Source organism: Pseudomonas sp. 32_A (genome assembly GCF_017490905.1).
Lineage (GTDB): Bacteria > Pseudomonadota > Gammaproteobacteria > Pseudomonadales > Pseudomonadaceae > Aquipseudomonas > Aquipseudomonas inefficax.
The window spans coordinates 65,277-84,547 of sequence record NZ_JAFGYI010000001.1; the positions used below are offsets into that span (position 1 = coordinate 65,277).

The 19,271-nt window shown below is 61.9% G+C and carries 16 protein-coding genes; 7 read left to right on the forward strand and 9 right to left on the reverse strand.

Annotated features, from left to right (window positions below):
- Positions 1-131: 131 nt before the first annotated feature.
- From argR to acs, 6 genes are all read right to left on the reverse strand, one after another.
- Entirely contained in the window at positions 132-1,112 is a 981-nt protein-coding gene (argR, locus tag J5M58_RS00305; protein ID WP_112253158.1) for a transcriptional regulator ArgR, read from the reverse strand.
- Between the two features lie 98 nt (positions 1,113-1,210).
- Positions 1,211-1,975: an ABC transporter ATP-binding protein gene (locus J5M58_RS00310; protein WP_025340127.1), complete on the reverse strand. Its 765-nt coding sequence runs from the start codon at positions 1,973-1,975 to the stop codon at positions 1,211-1,213.
- Between the two features lie 22 nt (positions 1,976-1,997).
- Complete coding sequence (locus J5M58_RS00315; protein ID WP_003260115.1) at positions 1,998-2,696, reverse strand: ABC transporter permease; 699 nt, start codon at positions 2,694-2,696, stop codon at positions 1,998-2,000.
- Positions 2,693-3,382, reverse strand: a complete 690-nt coding sequence (locus tag J5M58_RS00320) for an ABC transporter permease (protein ID WP_207876875.1) — start codon at positions 3,380-3,382, stop codon at positions 2,693-2,695. Before J5M58_RS00320 ends, J5M58_RS00315 begins: the two co-directional genes overlap by 4 nt.
- Before the next feature lie 88 nt (positions 3,383-3,470).
- Positions 3,471-4,256 (reverse strand): ABC transporter substrate-binding protein, encoded by a 786-nt coding sequence (locus J5M58_RS00325; protein ID WP_112253160.1) that lies wholly within the window; start codon positions 4,254-4,256, stop codon positions 3,471-3,473.
- A gap of 635 nt (positions 4,257-4,891) precedes the next feature.
- The gene (acs, locus tag J5M58_RS00330) at positions 4,892-6,853 is read right to left on the reverse strand and encodes an acetate--CoA ligase (RefSeq protein ID WP_112253161.1); all 1,962 of its coding nucleotides are present in this window, start codon (positions 6,851-6,853) and stop codon (positions 4,892-4,894) included.
- A 397-nt stretch (positions 6,854-7,250) separates the two neighbouring features.
- Here acs and J5M58_RS00335 point away from each other — a divergent pair, with 397 nt between their 5' ends.
- Complete coding sequence (locus J5M58_RS00335) at positions 7,251-7,505, forward strand: DUF2790 domain-containing protein (protein ID WP_003260110.1); 255 nt, start codon at positions 7,251-7,253, stop codon at positions 7,503-7,505.
- Positions 7,506-7,658: 153 nt separating this feature from the next.
- On the opposite strand, the gene J5M58_RS00340 is transcribed toward J5M58_RS00335, so the two are convergent.
- Positions 7,659-9,218, reverse strand: a complete 1,560-nt coding sequence (locus tag J5M58_RS00340; RefSeq protein WP_112253162.1) for a sigma-54-dependent transcriptional regulator — start codon at positions 9,216-9,218, stop codon at positions 7,659-7,661.
- A 256-nt stretch (positions 9,219-9,474) separates the two neighbouring features.
- Here J5M58_RS00340 and phhA point away from each other — a divergent pair, with 256 nt between their 5' ends.
- The 5 genes from phhA to J5M58_RS00360 all read left to right on the forward strand — a co-directional run bounded on the left by phhA (position 9,475) and on the right by J5M58_RS00360 (position 13,253).
- Positions 9,475-10,263 (forward strand): phenylalanine 4-monooxygenase, encoded by a 789-nt coding sequence (gene phhA, locus J5M58_RS00345; RefSeq protein ID WP_133974508.1) that lies wholly within the window; start codon positions 9,475-9,477, stop codon positions 10,261-10,263.
- A 39-nt stretch (positions 10,264-10,302) separates the two neighbouring features.
- The gene (locus tag J5M58_RS00350) at positions 10,303-10,659 is read left to right on the forward strand and encodes a 4a-hydroxytetrahydrobiopterin dehydratase (protein WP_112253164.1); all 357 of its coding nucleotides are present in this window, start codon (positions 10,303-10,305) and stop codon (positions 10,657-10,659) included.
- Positions 10,660-10,942: 283 nt separating this feature from the next.
- Positions 10,943-11,668 carry a tyrosine-protein phosphatase gene (locus J5M58_RS00355; protein WP_207876877.1) on the forward strand — a complete coding sequence of 242 codons (726 nt, stop codon included), beginning with the start codon at positions 10,943-10,945 and terminating at the stop codon, positions 11,666-11,668.
- A 177-nt stretch (positions 11,669-11,845) separates the two neighbouring features.
- Entirely contained in the window at positions 11,846-11,974 is a 129-nt protein-coding gene (locus tag J5M58_RS28245) for a hypothetical protein (protein WP_015271274.1), read from the forward strand.
- Positions 11,975-12,065: 91 nt separating this feature from the next.
- A complete protein-coding gene (locus tag J5M58_RS00360; protein ID WP_112253166.1) occupies positions 12,066-13,253 on the forward strand; it encodes an MFS transporter in 1,188 nt (395 codons plus the stop codon).
- A 123-nt stretch (positions 13,254-13,376) separates the two neighbouring features.
- On the opposite strand, the gene J5M58_RS00365 is transcribed toward J5M58_RS00360, so the two are convergent.
- Positions 13,377-16,397 (reverse strand): FAD-binding and (Fe-S)-binding domain-containing protein, encoded by a 3,021-nt coding sequence (locus J5M58_RS00365; RefSeq protein WP_112253167.1) that lies wholly within the window; start codon positions 16,395-16,397, stop codon positions 13,377-13,379.
- 152 nt (positions 16,398-16,549) lie between these two features.
- Here J5M58_RS00365 and J5M58_RS00370 point away from each other — a divergent pair, with 152 nt between their 5' ends.
- Positions 16,550-17,434 (forward strand): LysR substrate-binding domain-containing protein, encoded by an 885-nt coding sequence (locus J5M58_RS00370; protein WP_039612606.1) that lies wholly within the window; start codon positions 16,550-16,552, stop codon positions 17,432-17,434.
- A gap of 175 nt (positions 17,435-17,609) precedes the next feature.
- Here the strand turns inward: J5M58_RS00370 and J5M58_RS00375 are convergent, their stop codons facing one another.
- Complete coding sequence (locus J5M58_RS00375) at positions 17,610-19,028, reverse strand: amino acid permease (RefSeq protein ID WP_181457367.1); 1,419 nt, start codon at positions 19,026-19,028, stop codon at positions 17,610-17,612.
- Between the last annotated feature and the right edge of the window lie 243 nt (positions 19,029-19,271).

Genomic DNA, 19,271 nt, shown 5'->3' on the forward strand with positions numbered 1-19,271 from the left:
ATGGATACTGCCTGTGCCGGCCTCTTCGCGGGTAAACCCGCTCCCACAGGGTTCGCACAATCTTCCGGTTCTGTGGAGAGCCTGTGGGAGCGGGTTTACCCGCGAAGAGGCCGGCACAGGCGAAGGAAAACTCAGCCTTTTTCGGCAGGCGCCGAGCTCAGCTCGAACGGACTACTGCTACGCCGCTGGTTGCGATCCTCCCGCGGCGTTGCACCAAAGAAGTTGCGATAGGCACTGGAAAAATGCGGCCCCGAGGAGAAGCCACAGGACAGCCCGATCTGGATGATCGACTTGCTGGTCTGCATCAGCATCTGTCGCGCCTTGTTCAGCCGCAGCTCCAGGTAATACTGGCTCGGCACGCGGTTCAGGTACTGCTTGAAGATGCGCTCCAGCTGCCGGCGTGACACGCACACGTGCTGGGCAATTTCGTCGGTGGTCAGCGGCTCTTCGATGTTGGCCTCCATCAGCAGCACCGCCTGGGTCAGCTTGGGATGGCTGGAGCCCAGGCGGTTCTGCAGCGGAATGCGCTGGCGCTCGCCACCCTCGCGGATGCGCTCGACCACCAGCTCCTCCGACACCGCCCCGGCCAGTTCCGCCCCGTGGTCACGGGCCAGCACTGCCAGCAGCAGGTCGGTCACGGCCATGCCGCCACAAGCAGTCAGACGATCGCGATCCCAGTCGAACAGGTGGCTGGTGGCGATCACCTTGGGAAAGCGCTCGGCAAAATCATCCTGCCAGCGCCAGTGCACCGCAGCCCGGTAACCGTCGAGCAGGCCCAGCATGGCCAGAGGGTAGACCCCGGCCGACAGGCCGCCGACCATGCAGCCACTGCGCGCAAGCTGCTTGAGCGCCGACGACAACGCCGCCCCCACCGCCGACGGCTGCTCGTCAGCCAACAGGAACAACTTTTGACACCCCTCAAGGCGGCCATTCCACGGCTCGCCCGGCAGGCGCCAGCTACCCTCTTGCGCCGGTTCCGCCTGCAGGAAGACCAGCTCGTAGGACACCTCCGGGTGCACCCGCTGCGCCACCTGCAACACTTCCTCGGCCAGCGCCAGGGTCAAGGGCCTGGTACTGGGCCAGATGAGAAAACCGATTCGCTGGGTGGTCATAGGGTGCGGTCCGAAACCTGAGGTCGTTCGAGTCTGTGCGCCGGGTCAGGCTGCGCTCGCCGCGCAGCATGCCCTATTCTGGTGCAAAAATGCAGTTTTTACTTGAGGCTGCCGGAGAGGAACTGCTTCAGGCGCTCCGACTGCGGGTTGGCCAGCACCTCGCGCGGGCAGCCGGTTTCTTCCACCAGGCCCTTGTGCAGGAACACCAGCTGGTTTGACACCTCACGGGCAAAGCCCATTTCGTGAGTCACCACCACCATGGTGCGGCCTTCCTGGGCCAGCGCCTGCATCACCTTGAGCACATCGCCGACCAGCTCCGGGTCCAGCGCCGAGGTCGGCTCGTCGAACAGCATGACCTCCGGCTCCATGGCCAGCGCCCGGGCAATTGCCACACGTTGCTGCTCGCCGCCGGACATGTGCCCCGGGAAGGCGTCCTTGCGATGGGCGACACCGACCTTGGCCAGATAGTGCTCGGCCTTTTCCAGGGCCTCCTTGCGGTTCACGCCCAGCACGTGCACCGGCGCTTCGATGATGTTTTCCAGCGCAGTCATGTGCGACCACAGGTTGAAGTGCTGGAAAACCATCGACAGGCGCGAGCGCATGCGCTGCAGCTGACGCGGGTCGGCAGCCTTGAGCGCGCCGTCCTTGCCCGGTACCAGCTTCAGCTCTTCGTTGTTGAGCAGGATCTTGCCGGCGTGCGGCTGCTCCAGCAGGTTGATGCAGCGCAGGAAGGTCGACTTGCCCGAACCGCTGGAGCCGATGATGCTGATGACATCGCCTGCCTTGGCCGACAGGGACACGCCCTTGAGCACTTCATGGCTGCCGTAGCGCTTGTGCAGGTCTTGGACTTCGAGTTTGTACATGCTGTCGATTCTCACAAAGCGGTCAGTGCTTGCGCGGCGCCAGGTAGCCGAGCCAGCGGCGTTCGGCCATCTTGAACAGGCGCACCAGGATGAAGGTCAGGCACAGGTAGAACACGCCCGCCGTGATATAGGCCTCGAAAGGCAGGTAGTACTGGGCATTGACCGTGCGCGCAGCGCCAGTGATGTCGATCAGGGTGACGATCGACGCCAGGCTGGTGGTCTGCAGCATCATGATCACTTCGTTGCTGTACTGCGGCAGCGCCCGGCGCAGGGCCGACGGCAGCAGAATGCGCCGGTACATCTTCATGCGCGACATGCCCATGGCCTTGGCCGCCTCGATCTCGCCATGCGGTGTGGCCTTGAGGCTGCCGGCGATGATTTCGGCGGTGTAGGCACTGGTGTTGATGCCAAACGCCAGGCAGGCGCAGAAGGTAGCGCTGGACAGCAGCGGCCACAGGAAGCTTTCGCGCACCGCCTCGAACTGCGCCAGGCCGTAGTAGATCAGGAACAGCTGCACCAGCATCGGCGTGCCGCGGATCACATACGTGTAGAGCCAGGCAACCAGGTTGACTGCCGGCTGCTTCGAAACCCGCATCAGCCCCAGCGGAATGGCCGCCAGCAGCCCGAAGAACAGCGAAATCGCCAGCAGCTTGAGGGTGGTCAGCAGGCCGCCGAAGTACATCGGCAGTGCCTCCCAGACGACGTTGTAGTCGAAGATCATAGCTCAACCACCTTGACGCCAACCGAGTAGCGGCGCTCCAGATACTTCAGGGCCAGCAGCGAGATGCTGGTCAGTACGAGGTACAGGGCCGCGACCGCCAGGAAGAAGGTGAAAGGTTCGCGGGTGGCGTCGGCCGCCTGCTTGGCCTTGAACATCATGTCCTGCAGGCCGACTACCGAAATCAGCGCGGTGGCCTTGGTCAGCACCAGCCAGTTGTTGGTGAAGCCCGGAATCGCCAGACGGATCATCTGCGGCACCTGGATGCGGAAGAACACCTGGCGGTTGCTCATGCCATACGCCACGCCCGCTTCGGCCTGGCCTTTCGGAATACCGAGGAACGCACCGCGGAAGGTTTCCGACAGGTAGGCACCAAAGATGAAGCCCAGGGTACCGATACCCGCGATCAGCGGATTCAGGTCGATGTAGTCTTCATAACCGAGCAGCGGCGCAACCCGATTGATGATGTCCTGCCCGCCGTAGAAGATCAGCAGGATCAGGACCAGGTCCGGAATGCCACGAATCACCGTGGAATACAGATCGCCCAGCCAGGCCAGCCAGCGCACCGGCGACAAGCGCAGCGCCACACCGATCAGGCCGAGCACGATGGCCAGGGCCATCGACGACAGGGCGAGCTGAAGCGTCAGCCACGCCCCGTCGAGGATGACTGCCCCGTAGCCTTTCAACATGATGAGGTCCTCGACCTAGAGAATGAAAAATGGTGCAAACCTCAGAGCCTCTGCTGTTTGCACCATTGCACAGGTGAAACCCGACGTCTTAGTTCGAGTCTGGACCGTAGATGTCGAAGTTGAAGTACTTCTTCTCGATTTCTTTGTACTTGCCGTTGGCGCGGATGGCGTCGATGGCAGCGTTGATGCGGTCGACGTTGGCCTTGTCACCCTTGCGCACGGCAATACCGATGCCGTCACCGAAGTACTTGGCGTCGGTGAAGGACGGGCCTACGAAGGCGAAGCCCTTGCCGGCGTCGGTCTTGAGGAAGCCGTCTTCCAGCAGGGTGGCGTCAGCCACGGTGCCATCGAGGCGGCCAGCTGCCACGTCCAGGTAGATTTCGTTCTGGGTGCCGTAAGGAACCACGGTGGCACCTTTGGCGCCCAGTACTTCCTTGGCGAAGCGGTCGTGGATCGAACCGCGCTGCACACCAATCTTCTTGCCCTTGAGCTCATCCAGACTTTCACTGACGGCGGTACCTTCCTTCATCACCAGGCGCGCCGGGGTCAGGTAATAGCGCTTGGTGAAGTCGACCGATTTCTTGCGGTCGTCGGTGATCGACATGGACGACAGGATGGCGTCGATCTTGCGCACTTTCAGCGCCGGGATCAGGCCGTCGAACTCTTGCTCGACCCAGGTGCACTTGGCTTTCATCTCTTCGCACAGGGCGTTGCCGATGTCGTAGTCGAAACCGGCGATGCTGCCGTCTGGCTGCTTGAAGGCGAAGGGTGGGTAGGCGGCTTCGATGCCGATTTTCAGCGGTTTTTCATCGGCCTGCGACACCAGGGAAAACACGGACAGCGCCAGGGCGCCAAGCAGTGCGAGCTTCTTCATCAGGTAACTCCATCGGTACGAAGCAATACAAGGCAGGTAACGGCTGCCCGATATGCGAATGGGTACAACGCGAGCCGCGCAGGGTTCGACCAAGGTCGCAGACCACGAGCGAGTGAGTGGCATTTTAACGACAGCCCGGTAGTCGATATTTCTTCAAAGCGACAACTACTTACAGAAGCGCTTGAAACGGCAGCGGGCGATGTTGACAGCCATTGCAAAATATGCAAAAGCGCAAGAAATAGAACCTATAGTACTAGCAATTCCCGGGCCTATTATTGGCAAAGCCTTGTATTACGGCAAGTGCAGCGTGCCGAGTCGCAAAAAACGCTGCGAAAACGCCCCGAAACAGGCCGGAATTGTTTCCTGCCGCCCCGATATTGTGCGGCGTCGGTGACAGAACAGTTACCGATGAATGTCGGGTAACAGTAAAGCAAAAACCCCGCCGGTTGCCCGGGCGGGGTTCTTGTTGGCTGATCTCACAGATACAGTACAGGCCTCAGGCGCATGCCTTACCCTGTGGGAGCGGCTTCAGCCGCGAACACCGGCAACGCCGGTGCCATCCACCGCGCTGGGTTCTTCGCGGCTAAAGCCGCTCCCACAGGAATTGAACAAAGCCGCGCTTCCCTGCTTCGCAATCAGGCAGAAGCCAGGCTCATCGCCTTGTGGGTATCGATCAGGTGCTGCACCACGCCCGGGTCGGCCAGGGTGGAGATGTCACCCAGTGCATCGTACTCACCCGTGGCAATCTTGCGCAGGATGCGGCGCATGATCTTGCCCGACCGGGTCTTCGGCAGCCCCGGCGCCCACTGGATCACATCCGGCGAGGCGATCGGGCCGATTTCCTTGCGCACCCAGTTCTTCAGCTCCAGGCGCAGCTGCTCGCTGGCCTCGATACCGGCATTGAGGGTGACATACACATAGATGCCCTGCCCCTTGATGTCGTGCGGCACACCCACCACCGCAGCCTCGGCCACTTTCGCATGCGCCACCATGGCACTCTCGATCTCGGCAGTCCCCATGCGGTGACCGGATACGTTCAGCACGTCATCCACGCGACCGGTGATCCAGTAGTAGCCATCCTCGTCGCGGCGCGCACCGTCGCCGGTGAAGTACATGCCACGGAAGGTCTTGAAGTAGGTATCGACGAAACGGTCGTGGTCGCCGTACAGCGAACGCGACTGGCCCGGCCAGGAGTCGAGGATCACCAGGTTGCCTTCGGCAGCGCCCTCGATCAGATTGCCCAGGTTGTCCACCAGCGCCGGCACCACACCGAAGAACGGGCGGGTTGCCGAGCCCGGCTTGAGGCCGGTAGCACCCGGCAGCGGGCTGATCAGGATGCCGCCGGTCTCGGTCTGCCACCAGGTGTCGACGATCGGGCAACGCTCCTTGCCCACGGTCTTGTAGTACCAGTTCCAGGCTTCGGGGTTGATCGGCTCACCCACCGAGCCCAGCAGGCGCAGGCTGGACCCATCGGCACCTTCAACAGCAGCCTGCCCTTCGGCCATCATCGCGCGGATGGCGGTCGGCGCGGTGTACAGGATGTTGACCTTGTGCTTGTCGACGATCTTCGACACGCGGGTGATGTCAGGGTAGTTCGGCACGCCCTCGAACAGCAGGGTGGTGGCGCCATTGGCCAGCGGGCCGTAGACAATGTAGCTGTGGCCGGTGACCCAACCCACATCGGCGGTGCACCAGTACACCTCGCCCGGGCGATAGTCGAACACACGCTCGTGGGTCAGCGCTGCGTATACCAGGTAGCCGCCGGTGGTGTGCAGCACGCCTTTCGGCTTGCCGGTAGAGCCGGAGGTATAGAGGATGAACAGCGCTTCCTCGGCACCCATCTCTTTCGGCGCGCAGTGGCTGGAGGCGACTTTCATCAGGTCTTCGTACCAGATGTCGCGGTGCTGGTGCCAGGCAATGTCGCCACCGGTGCGCTTGCACACGATGATCTTCTGCACACTGTTGGTTTCAGGGTTGGTCAGCGCCAGGTCGACGTTGGCCTTGAGCGGGGTACGCCGGCCACCACGCACGCCTTCGTCGGCGGTGATCACGATCTTGGACTTGCAGTCGATGATACGGCCGGCCAGCGCCTCGGGCGAAAAGCCGCCGAACACTACCGAATGGATCGCACCGATACGCGCACAGGCCAGCATGGCGACCACGGCCTCGGGGATCATCGGCATATAGATGGTGACCACGTCACCGCGGTGCACATCCTGGCCACGCAGGGCGTTGGCGAACTTGCAGACCTGCTCGTGCAGTTCGCGGTAGGTGATGTTGCGGTGTTCGGAAGGGTCGTCGCCTTCCCAGATGATGGCCAACTGGTCGCCGCGCTCTTCGAGGTGGCGGTCCAGGCAGTTGGAGGAAACGTTCAGAGTGCCGTCGGCGAACCATTTGATATCGACGTGATGGTCGTCGAAGGAGGTCTGCTTGACCTTGGTGAACGGCTTGATCCAGTCGATGCGCTGGGCCTGCTCGCGCCAGAAGCCGTCCGGGTTGATCACCGACTGCTGGTACATGGCCTTGTAGGTGGCCTCGTCGGTCAGGGTGGTGGCCGCAACCTCGGGACGAACGGGATACAGTGGAGCCGCACTCATCTGTGTTACCTCGGTGTAATAGTTGTTTTTGTATGGAACCGTTTGTAACTGTACCAGAGCGACAAAAGCCATTCGACGTTGGTAGTAATTTGGTACGCCCGTTCTGGCAAAGCGCTCTGGCACGCACCTTACAGCCCAGGCGAGAAAAAAAGGGGGCGCTTGCCAGAGGATTGTTACAGATTCTGTCAAAACACTTTATCAAAAGACCCACTGTTTCGGCCTTGGCCCCAGCCATAAAATTCACCTCGCCAGCAACGGCAAGGCGATTAACAACTGGTAACAGCCCCCACGAAGGCAAGCGTTAATCCCCATCCAAACCCGATAGTTAAAACTAGCAATACTCGCGGCGCCATAAGCGCCGCGTGCCCCCTCACGACCTTAGACAGGTAAATTGAAAATGAAAGCTTTACTGGTATTGGTACTTGGCAGTCTTTGCGGCGCGGCGATGGCCGGCGAAGCCAAAGATGCCGAGCAGATTCCGGTTGAACAGTACAGTTACTCGCAGCACCTGGACATTGCTCGCGTCATTTCCATGAGCGAAGTGCCCAATGTGTGCGAAGTCGTGCCCGCCCGCATGACCTACGAGGACTCCAAGGGCCAGAAGCACATTCTCGAATACCGCGTGATGGGGAACGGCTGCTCGAACGGCTGATGCCTTGTGAATTGGGGGCCCAGTGGGCCCCTATCGCGACACAAGGCCGCTCCTACAAGTATTGCGCAGCTTTCAAGTCAGGCGCAGTACCTGTAGGAGCGGCCTCGTGTCGCGATAGGACTGCGCAGCAGTCCCAGGTTCTTTGCCAAACAACTAATCTACAGACTTGTTAAGCGAATAATCTCTTAACTTGTTTGCAATGGTCGTATGCGAAACACCCAATCTTTTCCCTAAAGCCCGACTACTGGAAAACTCTCCCATCAAACTTTCCAGCACCGCTTTTTCAAAGCGCCCGACAATCTGCGAAAGATCCCCATCCAGCGAAAACTCACCCAGCGGTGGGCGCACGCCGTAATCCGGCAAACGTATATGTTCACTTTTGACCACGCCGCCTTCGCATAACGAAACCGCCTGGAACAACACGTTTTCCAACTGCCTCACATTACCCGGCCAATGATACTGGCCGAGTTTGTCCATTGCCGCCGGCGCCAGGCGCGGCATGGCGCAGCCGATCTGTCGGCTGGCCTGGTCGAGAAAATGCTGCACCAGCCCTTCCAGGCCATCCATGCATTCGCGCAATGGCGGAATGTGCAGCGACAACACATTGAGCCGGTGATACAGGTCCTGGCGAAACTCGCCACGAGCACACAATTCGGACAAATCCACCTGGGTCGCGCAGATCACCCGCACATCCAGGTACACCTCTTCATCACTACCTACGCGACGGAAGCAGCCATCCTGCAGAAAACGCAGCAGCTTCACCTGCAGGCGCGGGCTCATCTCCCCTACCCCGTCGAGGAACAGCGTGCCACCGGCAGTCAGTTCCAGCAGCCCCAGCTTGCCCTCGGCCCGCGCCCCTTCGAATGCCCCGGGGCCGTAACCGAACAGCTCGGTCTCGGCCATCGATTCGGGCAACCCGGCGCAGTTGAGCGCCATCAGCGGTGACTGGCCGCGCGGACTGGCCAGGTGGCAGGCACGCGCCAGCAGCTCCTTGCCGGTGCCGGTCTCGCCCTCGATCAGCAATGGCGCGTCCAGCGGGGCCATGCGCCGCGCCTCGCGTACCACCGCAGCCATCACCCGCGAGCTCTGGAAGATGCTGTCGAAACCGCGCAACTCCTGCTTGCGCACGTTGTAGATGCGCTCACCGATACGGTCAGCGCGGTGCAGGGTCAACACCGCACCAGCCAGCGCCTCGCTGTCGTCGTGCTCGGACTGCAGTGGCGCGATATCAGCCAGGAACACATCGCCCTTGACCTTGATGCGCAGGCCGTTGATACGCGACTTGTTGGCCCGCACCAGCTCTGGCAGGTCGAAGTCCTCCACATAGCGCGCCAGCGGCATGCCCGGCACCTCGTCCACCCGCACCCCCAGCAACTGCGCAGCGGCACGGTTGGCGGCGACAATGCTGCCGCCCATGTCGATCGACAGCACCGGGAAGTCCAGCGCCCCCAGCAGCGCATTCAACTCCATGTGCCGGCGTTCGCTGGGCATCAGCCCCACGCGCTTGACACCGAATACCCCGGCAATCGCCTCGAACTTCGGTCGCAGCGCCTGGAACTGCAAATTGATCAGGTTCGGGCAATGCAGGTAGATGGCGTTGCCATGGTCACCGCCCACCTCGCCGCGCAGCACGTTGATGCCGTACTCCACCAGCAGGTTGAGGATGTCGCGCAGGATGCCAATACGGTTCTGGCAGTGCACTTTGATACGCATGAAGGCTCTCGAAGCGCCAATGTTTTTCAACACCGCGCGGAAAAGTCGTAAAGATAAGCTGACAAAAACAGCCGAAGCTTCAGCCAGATGCCTCGGATTTTCCGACACTTGCACCTTTTTGTAAAATTATCGTTACGAAAACATCGCCAAAAGCCAACACCTTCCACGGGCCAACCCCGTGCAAAGTGGCCAGCGAAGGGATATTCCTTGGGTATGTCCTGCACATAACAAGAAAAGCCCTCACCAGGAGAGCCACATGAAACAGACGCAATACGTGGCACGCGAGCCCGATGCGCATGGTTTTATCGATTACCCGCAGCAAGAGCATGCGGTATGGAACACCTTGATCACCCGTCAGCTGAAAGTGATCGAAGGCCGCGCGTGCCAGGAATACCTCGACGGCATCGACCAGCTCAAGCTGCCACATGACCGTATTCCGCAACTGGGCGAGATCAACAAGGTGCTGGGCGCCACCACCGGTTGGCAGGTTGCCCGGGTGCCGGCGCTGATCCCTTTCCAGACCTTCTTCGAACTGCTGGCCAGCAAGCGCTTCCCGGTGGCCACCTTCATCCGCACTCCGGAAGAGCTGGATTACCTGCAGGAACCCGATATCTTCCACGAGATCTTCGGCCACTGCCCGCTGCTGACCAACCCCTGGTTCGCCGAATTCACCCATACCTACGGCAAGCTTGGCCTGGCCGCGACCAAGGAACAGCGCGTGTACCTGGCACGCCTGTACTGGATGACCATCGAGTTCGGCCTGATGGAAACCGCGCAGGGCCGCAAGATCTATGGCGGCGGCATTCTCTCGTCGCCAAAGGAGACCGTCTACAGTCTGTCTGACGAGCCCGAGCACCAGGCCTTCGACCCGATCGAGGCCATGCGCACACCGTACCGCATCGACATTCTGCAACCGTTGTATTTCGTGCTGCCGAACATGAAGCGCCTGTTCGACCTGGCCCACGAAGACATCATGGGCATGGTTCACAAAGCCATGCAGCTGGGCCTGCACGCACCGAAGTTTCCACCCAAGGTCGCTGCCTGAGCGACCTTGCCGATAACAACTCGAACCGGAAAACACCACATGAATGCCTTGAACCAAGCCCATTGCGAAGCCTGCCGCGCCGACGCACCCAAGGTCACCGACGAAGAGCTGGCCGAACTGATTCGCGAAATCCCGGACTGGAACATCGAAGTACGTGACGGCCACATGGAGCTGGAGCGCGTGTTCCTGTTCAAGAACTTCAAGCACGCCCTGGCGTTCACTAATGCCGTGGGCGAGATCGCCGAAGCCGAAGGCCACCACCCGGGCCTGCTGACCGAGTGGGGCAAGGTCACTGTGACCTGGTGGAGCCACTCGATCAAAGGCCTGCACCGCAATGACTTCATCATGTGCGCACGCACCGACAAGGTTGCCGAGGCTGCCGAAGGCCGCAAGTGACACCCTGCCCGTAAACCTGACTGCGGCGTACATGCCGCGGCCAGGTTCATACACGCCGGCTCCACGCTTCTGTCATACCCAATCGCCCAATGCCTGTCTCTCTCGGAATCAGCCGCTGAAACGGCTGTCGCGCATATCTGAAACTAGGCGCTCTTCAAATCCGCGAGACAGAAAATGTCTCCTATCCTCGTACAATCCCGAACTGAAAACTGCGCTTGGCGCTTCGCAAAAAGCCTGCGCCAGCCCAGATGTCTTCAGGCTTGATACACCACGCTTGCCCAGCATGGACAACTTTCGTGATGTAGCGGGAACCGTCACGGCATACTCTACCTGCCACGGAACCCTACGCAGCAATGCGTTCTACCGCAGCAACGCCGTGATCCCCTCCGCTGCCGACATGCTCCTGCTGGAGGAACTTGGCATTCGCGCCATTTTCGACCTGCGCGCTGACCAAGAGATCAAGGCAGAACCAGACATGATCCCCAGCGGCGCTACCTATCGGCAGTTCAATGTACTGCGTGAGCGTTTCGAAAGGACCGACCTCAGTACATTCAGCTTTGAGAGCGGTGAACAGACAGCCGCATTCATGGCGGATGTAAATCGCGACTTTGTGCAGAGCGCTGCAATTCGAGAGGTGTTAGGCGAAGTCCTGACGACAATGGCTGAAACCCAAGGCCCGGTATTGTTCCACTGCTCCGCAGGCAAAGATCGAACCGGCTGGGTTTCGGCACTGTTGTTGAGCATTGCAGGTGCCGATGAGGCCACGCTCATGAACGATTACCTGGCAACCAACACCTACACCGCCCAGCGCATCAACGCTGCGCTGGTAGCCATGCCAGAGGAAACCAGGGCCATCTACGCTCCGGTCATGGGCGTCGATGCGCACTACCTGAACGCCGCACTCGAACAAGTAGCGATCGTTTACGGTGACATGGACAACTATCTGCTCAATGGCCTGAACCTCACCCGGCAGTTACTCGGCGATTTACGCAGCAAACTGCTGATGTGACCCCAAGGGCCGCTGCAGTCAGCGGCCTGCCCCGGTCCGGTATCCGCCCGCAAAACCGACAAATGAACGGCAAAAAAACCAAACTGTCATCCAGACTTGTGTATCCTGCCCTTGCTTCGCGAAGCCTCAAACGCGCCTGGCGCAGACTTTTCACTCACACTTGCGAGGAACGACGAGATGCATGAAATCCCGAATCTTCCCTTCCCAAGCCTGAACCCAGAAGAGCCAACCGTGACCGTTCACGCCGAACCGGCAGCTGCCGTCGAGCAGGATGGTGACGATCAATCCAGCGCTGACCAGGAATAACCGCGCATCCCCCGACTGTGTGAAAACGGCTGACCTGCGGGCTACCCCCGTCATCACGTTTTCACACCGTCCAGAACCCACGTAGGCCCTCATGCCCCACTCACCGCGCCCCCTTGCGGTTACCCTGCAAGTCGTCTCCATCGTCCTCTTCACCTTCATCGGCTACCTGAACATCGGCATCCCGCTGGCCGTATTGCCTGGCTATGTGCACAACGACCTGGGCTTCAGTGCCGTGGTCGCGGGCCTGGTGATCAGCGTGCAGTACCTGGCCACCCTGCTCAGCCGCCCCACCGCCAGCCGCATCATCGACAACCACGGCAGCAAGAAGGCGGTCGTGTATGGCCTGGCCGGCTGCGGGCTCAGCGGGGTGTTCATGCTGGCCTGCGCCTTCCTCACTCACCTGCCCTGGCTGAGCCTTGCCTGCCTGCTGGTCGGCCGCCTGGTGCTCGGCAGCGCCGAAAGCCTGGTGGGCTCCGGTGCGATTGGCTGGGGCATTGGCCGCGTAGGTGCCGAAAACACGGCCAAGGTCATTTCCTGGAACGGCATCGCCAGCTATGGCGCGCTGGCCATCGGCGCTCCGTTGGGCGTGCTGATGGTCAAGGGCCTGGGGCTGTGGAGCATGGGCGTGAGCATCATCCTGCTGTGTGCACTCGGCTTGCTGCTGGCCTGGCCCAAACAGGCCGCACCGATCGTCAGCGGCGTGCGCCTGCCATTCCTGAGGGTGCTGGGCAAGGTGTTCCCGCACGGCTCGGGGCTTGCCCTGGGCTCGATCGGCTTTGGCACCATCGCCACCTTCATCACCTTGTATTACGCCAGCCGTGGCTGGGCCAATGCGGCACTGACCCTGAGCCTGTTCGGCGCCAGCTTCATCAGTGCACGACTGCTGTTTGGCAACCTGATCAACCGGCTTGGCGGGTTCCGGGTGGCGATCGCCTGCCTGTCGGTGGAAACGCTTGGGCTGCTGATGCTGTGGCTGGCGCCCAGTGCCGAACTGGCGTTGGCGGGGGCCGCGCTGAGCGGGTTCGGCTTCTCGCTGGTGTTCCCGGCGTTGGGCGTGGAGGCGGTGAACCAGGTGTCGGCGGCCAACCGTGGGGCGGCGGTGGGGGCTTATTCGCTGTTCATCGATTTATCGCTGGGAGTAACCGGGCCGCTGGTGGGCGCGGTGGCGGCAGGGTTCGGGTTTGCTTCGATGTTTCTGTTTGCTGCTGCGGCGGCGGCCTGCGGGCTGGTGTTGAGCCTGTATCTGTACAGGCAGGTGCGGCGGCAGCGGGGCCTCTAAAAACAGGGGGCGCTTTGCGCCCCTTTCGCGACACAAGGCCGCTCCTACAAGAAAAACGCGGTCTCTTGTAGGAGCGGCCTTGTGTCGCGATGGGCTGCAAGGCAGCCCCCGGGGCCGTGAAGGTCAGCGCTGGGCGTACTGCAGCACCACTTCCAGCGGGTGGCGCATCTGCCGCTCGGTCATGCGCTTGACCTGGCTGCGGCACGAGTAGCCCGTCGCCAGCGGCTCACCTTCCTTGTCCAGCTTGGTCGCCCACGACTGCTCGAAGATGGTCCGCGAAGTGTCCTGGTTACGCGCCTCGTGCCCATAGGTACCCGACATACCGCAGCAGCCAGTCGCCTCGGTCACCAGCTTCAGCCCCAAACGGGCGAACACCTGCTCCCACTGCCTGGTGCTCGCCGGCACATTGGTCTTCTCGGTGCAGTGCGCCATCAGGCGGAAGTTACCCGGCGCAGTCGGCGCCTGCTCCGGCAGCACATCCATCAACCACTCCTGCGGCAACAGCACCTGCGGGCAACCATCCAGGCCCGGTACTTTCTGGTACTCCTGGCGATACACCAAGGTCATCGCCGGGTCCAGGCCCACCAGCGGCACGCCGCACTCGGCCAGGGCCTTGAGCTGGGTGGCATTGCGGATCGCTGCCTTGGCGAACGCCCCAAGGAAGCCCTGAACATGCAGCGGCTTGCCGTTGGCACTGTACGGCGCCAGGAACACCCGGTGGCCCAGGCGGTGGGCCAGGTCGATGAAGGCCGACAGCAGCGGCGTTTCGAAGTAACGGGTGAAGGCGTCCTGCACCAGCACGATGCTGCGCTCGCGCTGCGCTGGAGTCAGCTCTCGCAGGGCCGGTACCGTGGCCACGCCAACGCGGCAGCGGGTCAGGGTGGCCTGGAAGTTGAAGCGGCTGATCAGCGGGCTGTCGACCATGCCGACCTTGTCGGCCAGCAGCTTGCTCACCCACTTCGAGCCCATCACCGCGTTGTACAGGCCTGGCGCGTGGGCCAGGTACGGGATGGTGAATTCCAGCGAACCGATCAGGTAGTCACGCAGCGGGCGCTGGTAGCGGCCGTGGTACAGCTCGAGGAAGCGCGAGCGGAAGTCCGGCACGTTGACCTTGATCGGGCACTGCCCGGCGCACGACTTGCACGCCAGGCAACCGGCCATGGCGTCGTAAACCTCATGGGAGAAGTCTTCCTGGCCCTGGCTGCGCGCACGGTTGTTGCGCAGGCGTGCCGGCAGGCCCTTGAGCCACGACACCTTGTTGCGCGCAGCCGCCAGTACATCGATGTTGGCCTCGCCCTGCAGGCGCAGCCATTCGCGCATCAGCGAAGCGCGGCCCTTGGGCGAATGCTGGCGTTCACGGGTGGCCTTCCACGACGGGCACATGGCGTCGTTGGGGTCGTAGTTGTAGCAGGCGCCGTTGCCGTTGCAGTGCACGGCGCTCGGGAAGTCCTGCCACACGCGTTCGTCGATGGTGCGGTCGAGGTCGCCGCGCAGGGTCACGCCATCGACCTTGGTCAGGCCCTCGGCGCTGTCTGGCGGGGTGCAGATCTTGCCCGGGTTGAGCTGGTTGTGCGGGTCGAAAGCCCCCTTCAGACGCTGCAGCGCCGGGTAAAGCTCGCCGAAGTATTCCGGTACGTATTCCGAACGCAGGCCCTTGCCGTGCTCGCCCCACAGCAAGCCGCCATAGCTTTTGGTCAGTGCCGCCACGGCGTCGGAAATCGGCTTGACCAGTGCGGCCTGGGCCGGGTCCTTCATGTCCAGCGCCGGGCGCACGTGCAGCACGCCGGCATCGACATGGCCGAACATGCCATAGGCCAGGCCATAGCCATCGAGCAGCGCACGGAAGTCGGCGATGTAGTCGGCCAGTTGCTCAGGCGGTACCGCAGTGTCTTCCACGAACGGCTGTGGGCGCACTTCGCCCTCGACGTTCCCCAGCAGGCCCACCGAACGCTTGCGCATGGTGTAGACGCGGGTCACCGCCTCGGCGCCCTCGGCCAGGGTGTGGCCCAAGCGCTCGACGCTGGTGTCGCTCTGCAGGTGCTGGATGAACGCTTGCACCTTGGCATTGACCTCGGCCGGCTGGTCGCCGCAGAACTCCACCAGATTGATGCCCAGGGTCGGTCGCTCGGGGTCGGCCGGGAAGTATTCGGCGACGCTGTGCCAGACGATATCCTTCATCGCCAGCATCAGCACCTTGGAGTCGACGGTCTCGATCGACAGCGGCTTGTGCGCCATCAGCGCGTTGGCATCACGCAGGGCATCCATGAAGCTGGTATAGCGCACGTTGACCAGCACGGCGTACTTGGGGATCGGCAGCACATTGAGCTTGGCTTCGACCACATAGCCCAGCGAGCCCTCGGCGCCGCACAGCACGCTATTGAGGTTGAAGCGGCCCTGCTCGTCGCGCAGGTGCGCCAGGTCGTAGCCAGTCAGGCAACGGTTGAGCTTGGGGAAGGTGGTTTCAATGAGGTCGGCCTGGGTTTCCTGGATGTCCCGCGCCATGCGGTACACCTCACCGATCCGGCCAGGCGCGGCACAGGCCTGTTCCAGCGCGGCATCGTCGATCGGCAGGCTGTGCAGGCGCTCGCCACCGAGCAGCACGCTGTGCAGCTCCAGTACATGGTCGCGGGTCTTGCCATAGGTGCAGCTACCCTGGCCACTGGCGTCGGTGTTGATCATGCCGCCGACAGTGGCACGGTTGGAAGTGGACAACTCGGGGGCGAAGAACAGCCCGTGCGGCTTGAGGGCCGCGTTGAGCTGGTCCTTGACGGTACCGGCCTGCACCCGCACCCAGCGTTCCTCGACGTTGATTTCGAGGATCTTGTTCATGTGCCGCGACAGGTCGACGACGATCCCGTCGGTCAGCGACTGGCCGTTGGTGCCCGTACCACCGCCGCGCGGGGTCAGCTTGACCTGCTGGAAGCGCGGCTCGGCCATCAGCGTGGCGACCCGCGCCACATCGTCGGCATCCAGCGGAAACACCGCCGCCTGTGGCAAGCGCTGGTAGATCGAGTTGTCGGTGGCCAGCACCGTACGGGTAGCGTAGTCGGCACTGATCTGGCCACGGAAGCCACTGTTGCGCAGGGCTTCGAGGAATTCGGGGTAGTTGGCGCTCGGGGCAACGGTCGGCAGCTGGGCGATCATCGAAGGATGGCCTCTTGATATGGGCTAATTCACGGGATTCCTGTCGTTCCGGCATGGATGCAGCCATGCAAGGATGACGTACAGGCCAATGTTCCTGTAGTTTCGCTTCAGGGGCAAACGGATAATCCTGCCGCTATTGATGACTTTCATGAATGAATTACCGCCATCTGACCCCGTCCATGTCGTTGTTGCTGGCTTTCGAAGCCGCCGCCCGGCATGAAAGTTACACCCGCGCCGCCGCCGAACTGTCACTGACCCAAAGCGCAGTCAGCCGCCAGGTGCAGGCATTGGAGCAGCAATTGGGCCTGACCCTGTTCCGCCGCGAGGGGCGCCAGGTGCAGCTGACCGATGTCGGCCGCCTGTACCAGCGCGAGCTCAGCGAAGCACTGGGGCGCATCCGCAGCGCCACCCTGCAGGCATTGGCCTACCAGTCGGGGGTGGGCACCTTGCGCCTGGCCACCCTGCCAACCTTCGGCTCGAAATGGCTGCTGCCACGCCTGCACGCCTTCTACAGTGCCCACCCGGGCATGCTGGTGCACATACACTCACGCATCGAAGCCATCAACTTCGACACCAGCGAGATCGATGCCGCCATCGGCGTGGCCAGCCACGATCTGCCCGGGTTGATCTGCCATCGGCTGCATGCCGAGGAACTGGTGGTGATATTGCCGCCGGAGGCTGGCGCGGAAAGCCAGGGCTGGAGCCCGGCACGCATCAGTGAAGAGGTGCTGCTGAATGTGGCCAACAACCCGCATGCCTGGGGTGAATGGTTCTCGCATCATGGCCTGGCGCACCGGGCAATGCGCCTGGGCCCAAGCTTCGAACTGACCTCGCACCTGATCCAGGCGGTACGGGCCGGGATCGGCATCGGCCTGGTGCCGCGCATCCTGGTGGAGGAAGAACTCGCCAAGGGCGAGCTGTACAGCCCGGGGGTGGCGTTTGCCAGCCAGCGCAGTTATTACCTGATCTATCCGCCGCGCAATGAGGCATTGCCGTCGCTGCGAGCGTTTCGCAGCTGGTTGCTCGAACAGATCTGATTGTTGGCTGTGCCGGCCTCTTCGCGGGTAAACCCGCTCCCACAGGGACATCACCTGAGCTTAAAGCAGCGCTAAACCTGTGGGAGCGGGTTTACCCGCGAAGAGGCCGGTACAGGCAATAAAAAACCCGAAGCCAGTTCCTGACTTCGGGTTCTTGTACGCTATCTGCGGCACCTTACTTGGCCATGCCACCCGCAGCGACACCGCCATTCATCCGGCGACGCGGCTTGACCATGTACACCACGAACATCGCGAACACCCACAGCGGCATCACATACACCGACACCTGGATATCCGGGATCATCAGCATGATGCCCAGGATCAGCACCACGAACGCCAGGCAGATGTAGTTGCCATAGGGGTACCACAGCGCCTTGAACAGCGGCTTCTGGCCAGTGCGGTCCAGGTGCTGGCGGAACTTCAGGTGCGAGTAGCTGATCATCGCCCAGTTGATCACCAGGGTGGCCACCACCAGCGACATCAGCAGCTCCAGTGCGTTCTGTGGCATCAGGTAGTTGAGCAGCACCGCGAAGAAGGTCACGGCGGCCGAAGCCAGGATCGAACGCACCGGCACGCCACGCTTGTCGACCTTGGCCAGCGATGCCGGGGCATCGCCCTGCTCGGCCATGCCCAGCAGCATGCGGGCGTTGCAGTATGTGCCGCTGTTGTACACCGACAGCGCTGCGGTCAGCACCACGAAGTTCAACAGGTGCGCAGCCACATCACTACCCAGCAGCGAGAACACCTGCACGAACGGGCTGCTGCCATAGCTGCCACCGGACGCATCGATGCTGGCGACCAGGTTGTCCCATGGGGTCAGCGACAGCAGCACCACCAGGGCACCGACATAGAAGATCAGGATGCGGTAGATGACCTGGTTGATCGCCTTGGGGATCACGGTCTTCGGCTTGTCGGCCTCGGCGGCGGTGAAACCGAGCATTTCCAGGCCACCGAAGGAGAACATGATGAAGGCCAGGGCCATCACCAGCCCGCTGACACCGTTCGGGAAGAAGCCACCATGCGACCACAGGTTGGCCACTGTGGCTTCTGGGCCGCCGCTGCCGCTGGTCAGCAGGTAGGCACCCAGGCCGATCATGCTGACAATGGCCACCACCTTGATGATGGCGAACCAGAACTCGGCTTCACCGAAGAACTTCACGTTCATCAGGTTGATGGCGTTGATCAGCACGAAGAAGCCTGCCGCCGTGACCCAGGTAGGGATTTCCGGCCACCAGTAGTGAACATACTTGCCGACCGCCGAAAGCTCCGACATGCCCACCAGGATGTACAGCACCCAGCAGTTCCAGCCGGACAGGAAGCCGGCGAAACCACCCCAGTAGGTGTGAGCGAAATGGCTGAACGAGCCGGCCACCGGCTCTTCGACGATCATTTCGCCGAGCTGGCGCATGATCATGAAGGCGATGAAGCCGCAGATGGCGTAGCCAAGGATCATCGACGGGCCAGCGGATTTCATCACGCCTGCCGAGCCGAGGAACAGGCCGGTACCAATCGCACCGCCGAGGGCGATCAACTGGATATGGCGGTTCTTCAGGCCCCGCTTGAGCTCGCCTGAATGCATGTTTTGTCCACTCATGAACGAAGTCACCTGCATTGTTTTTATCTGTGACGGAATCGGACCCACCGCGCTCGTGGCGCAGCGGAATGGGCAAGGTGGTTACCTTGGGTTTCTTGACCTCAGGTGCCGCCGGGGCGGGTCAACCAGGCGTGATCAAGAGTGCGCGGTACGCAAAGGAGTCACAGGTAAAACGCGGCGCACTGTATACCCCTGCAAACGCGCAGGCGTCAACGCACTGCATCGTTTCCTCGGGAAAAAACG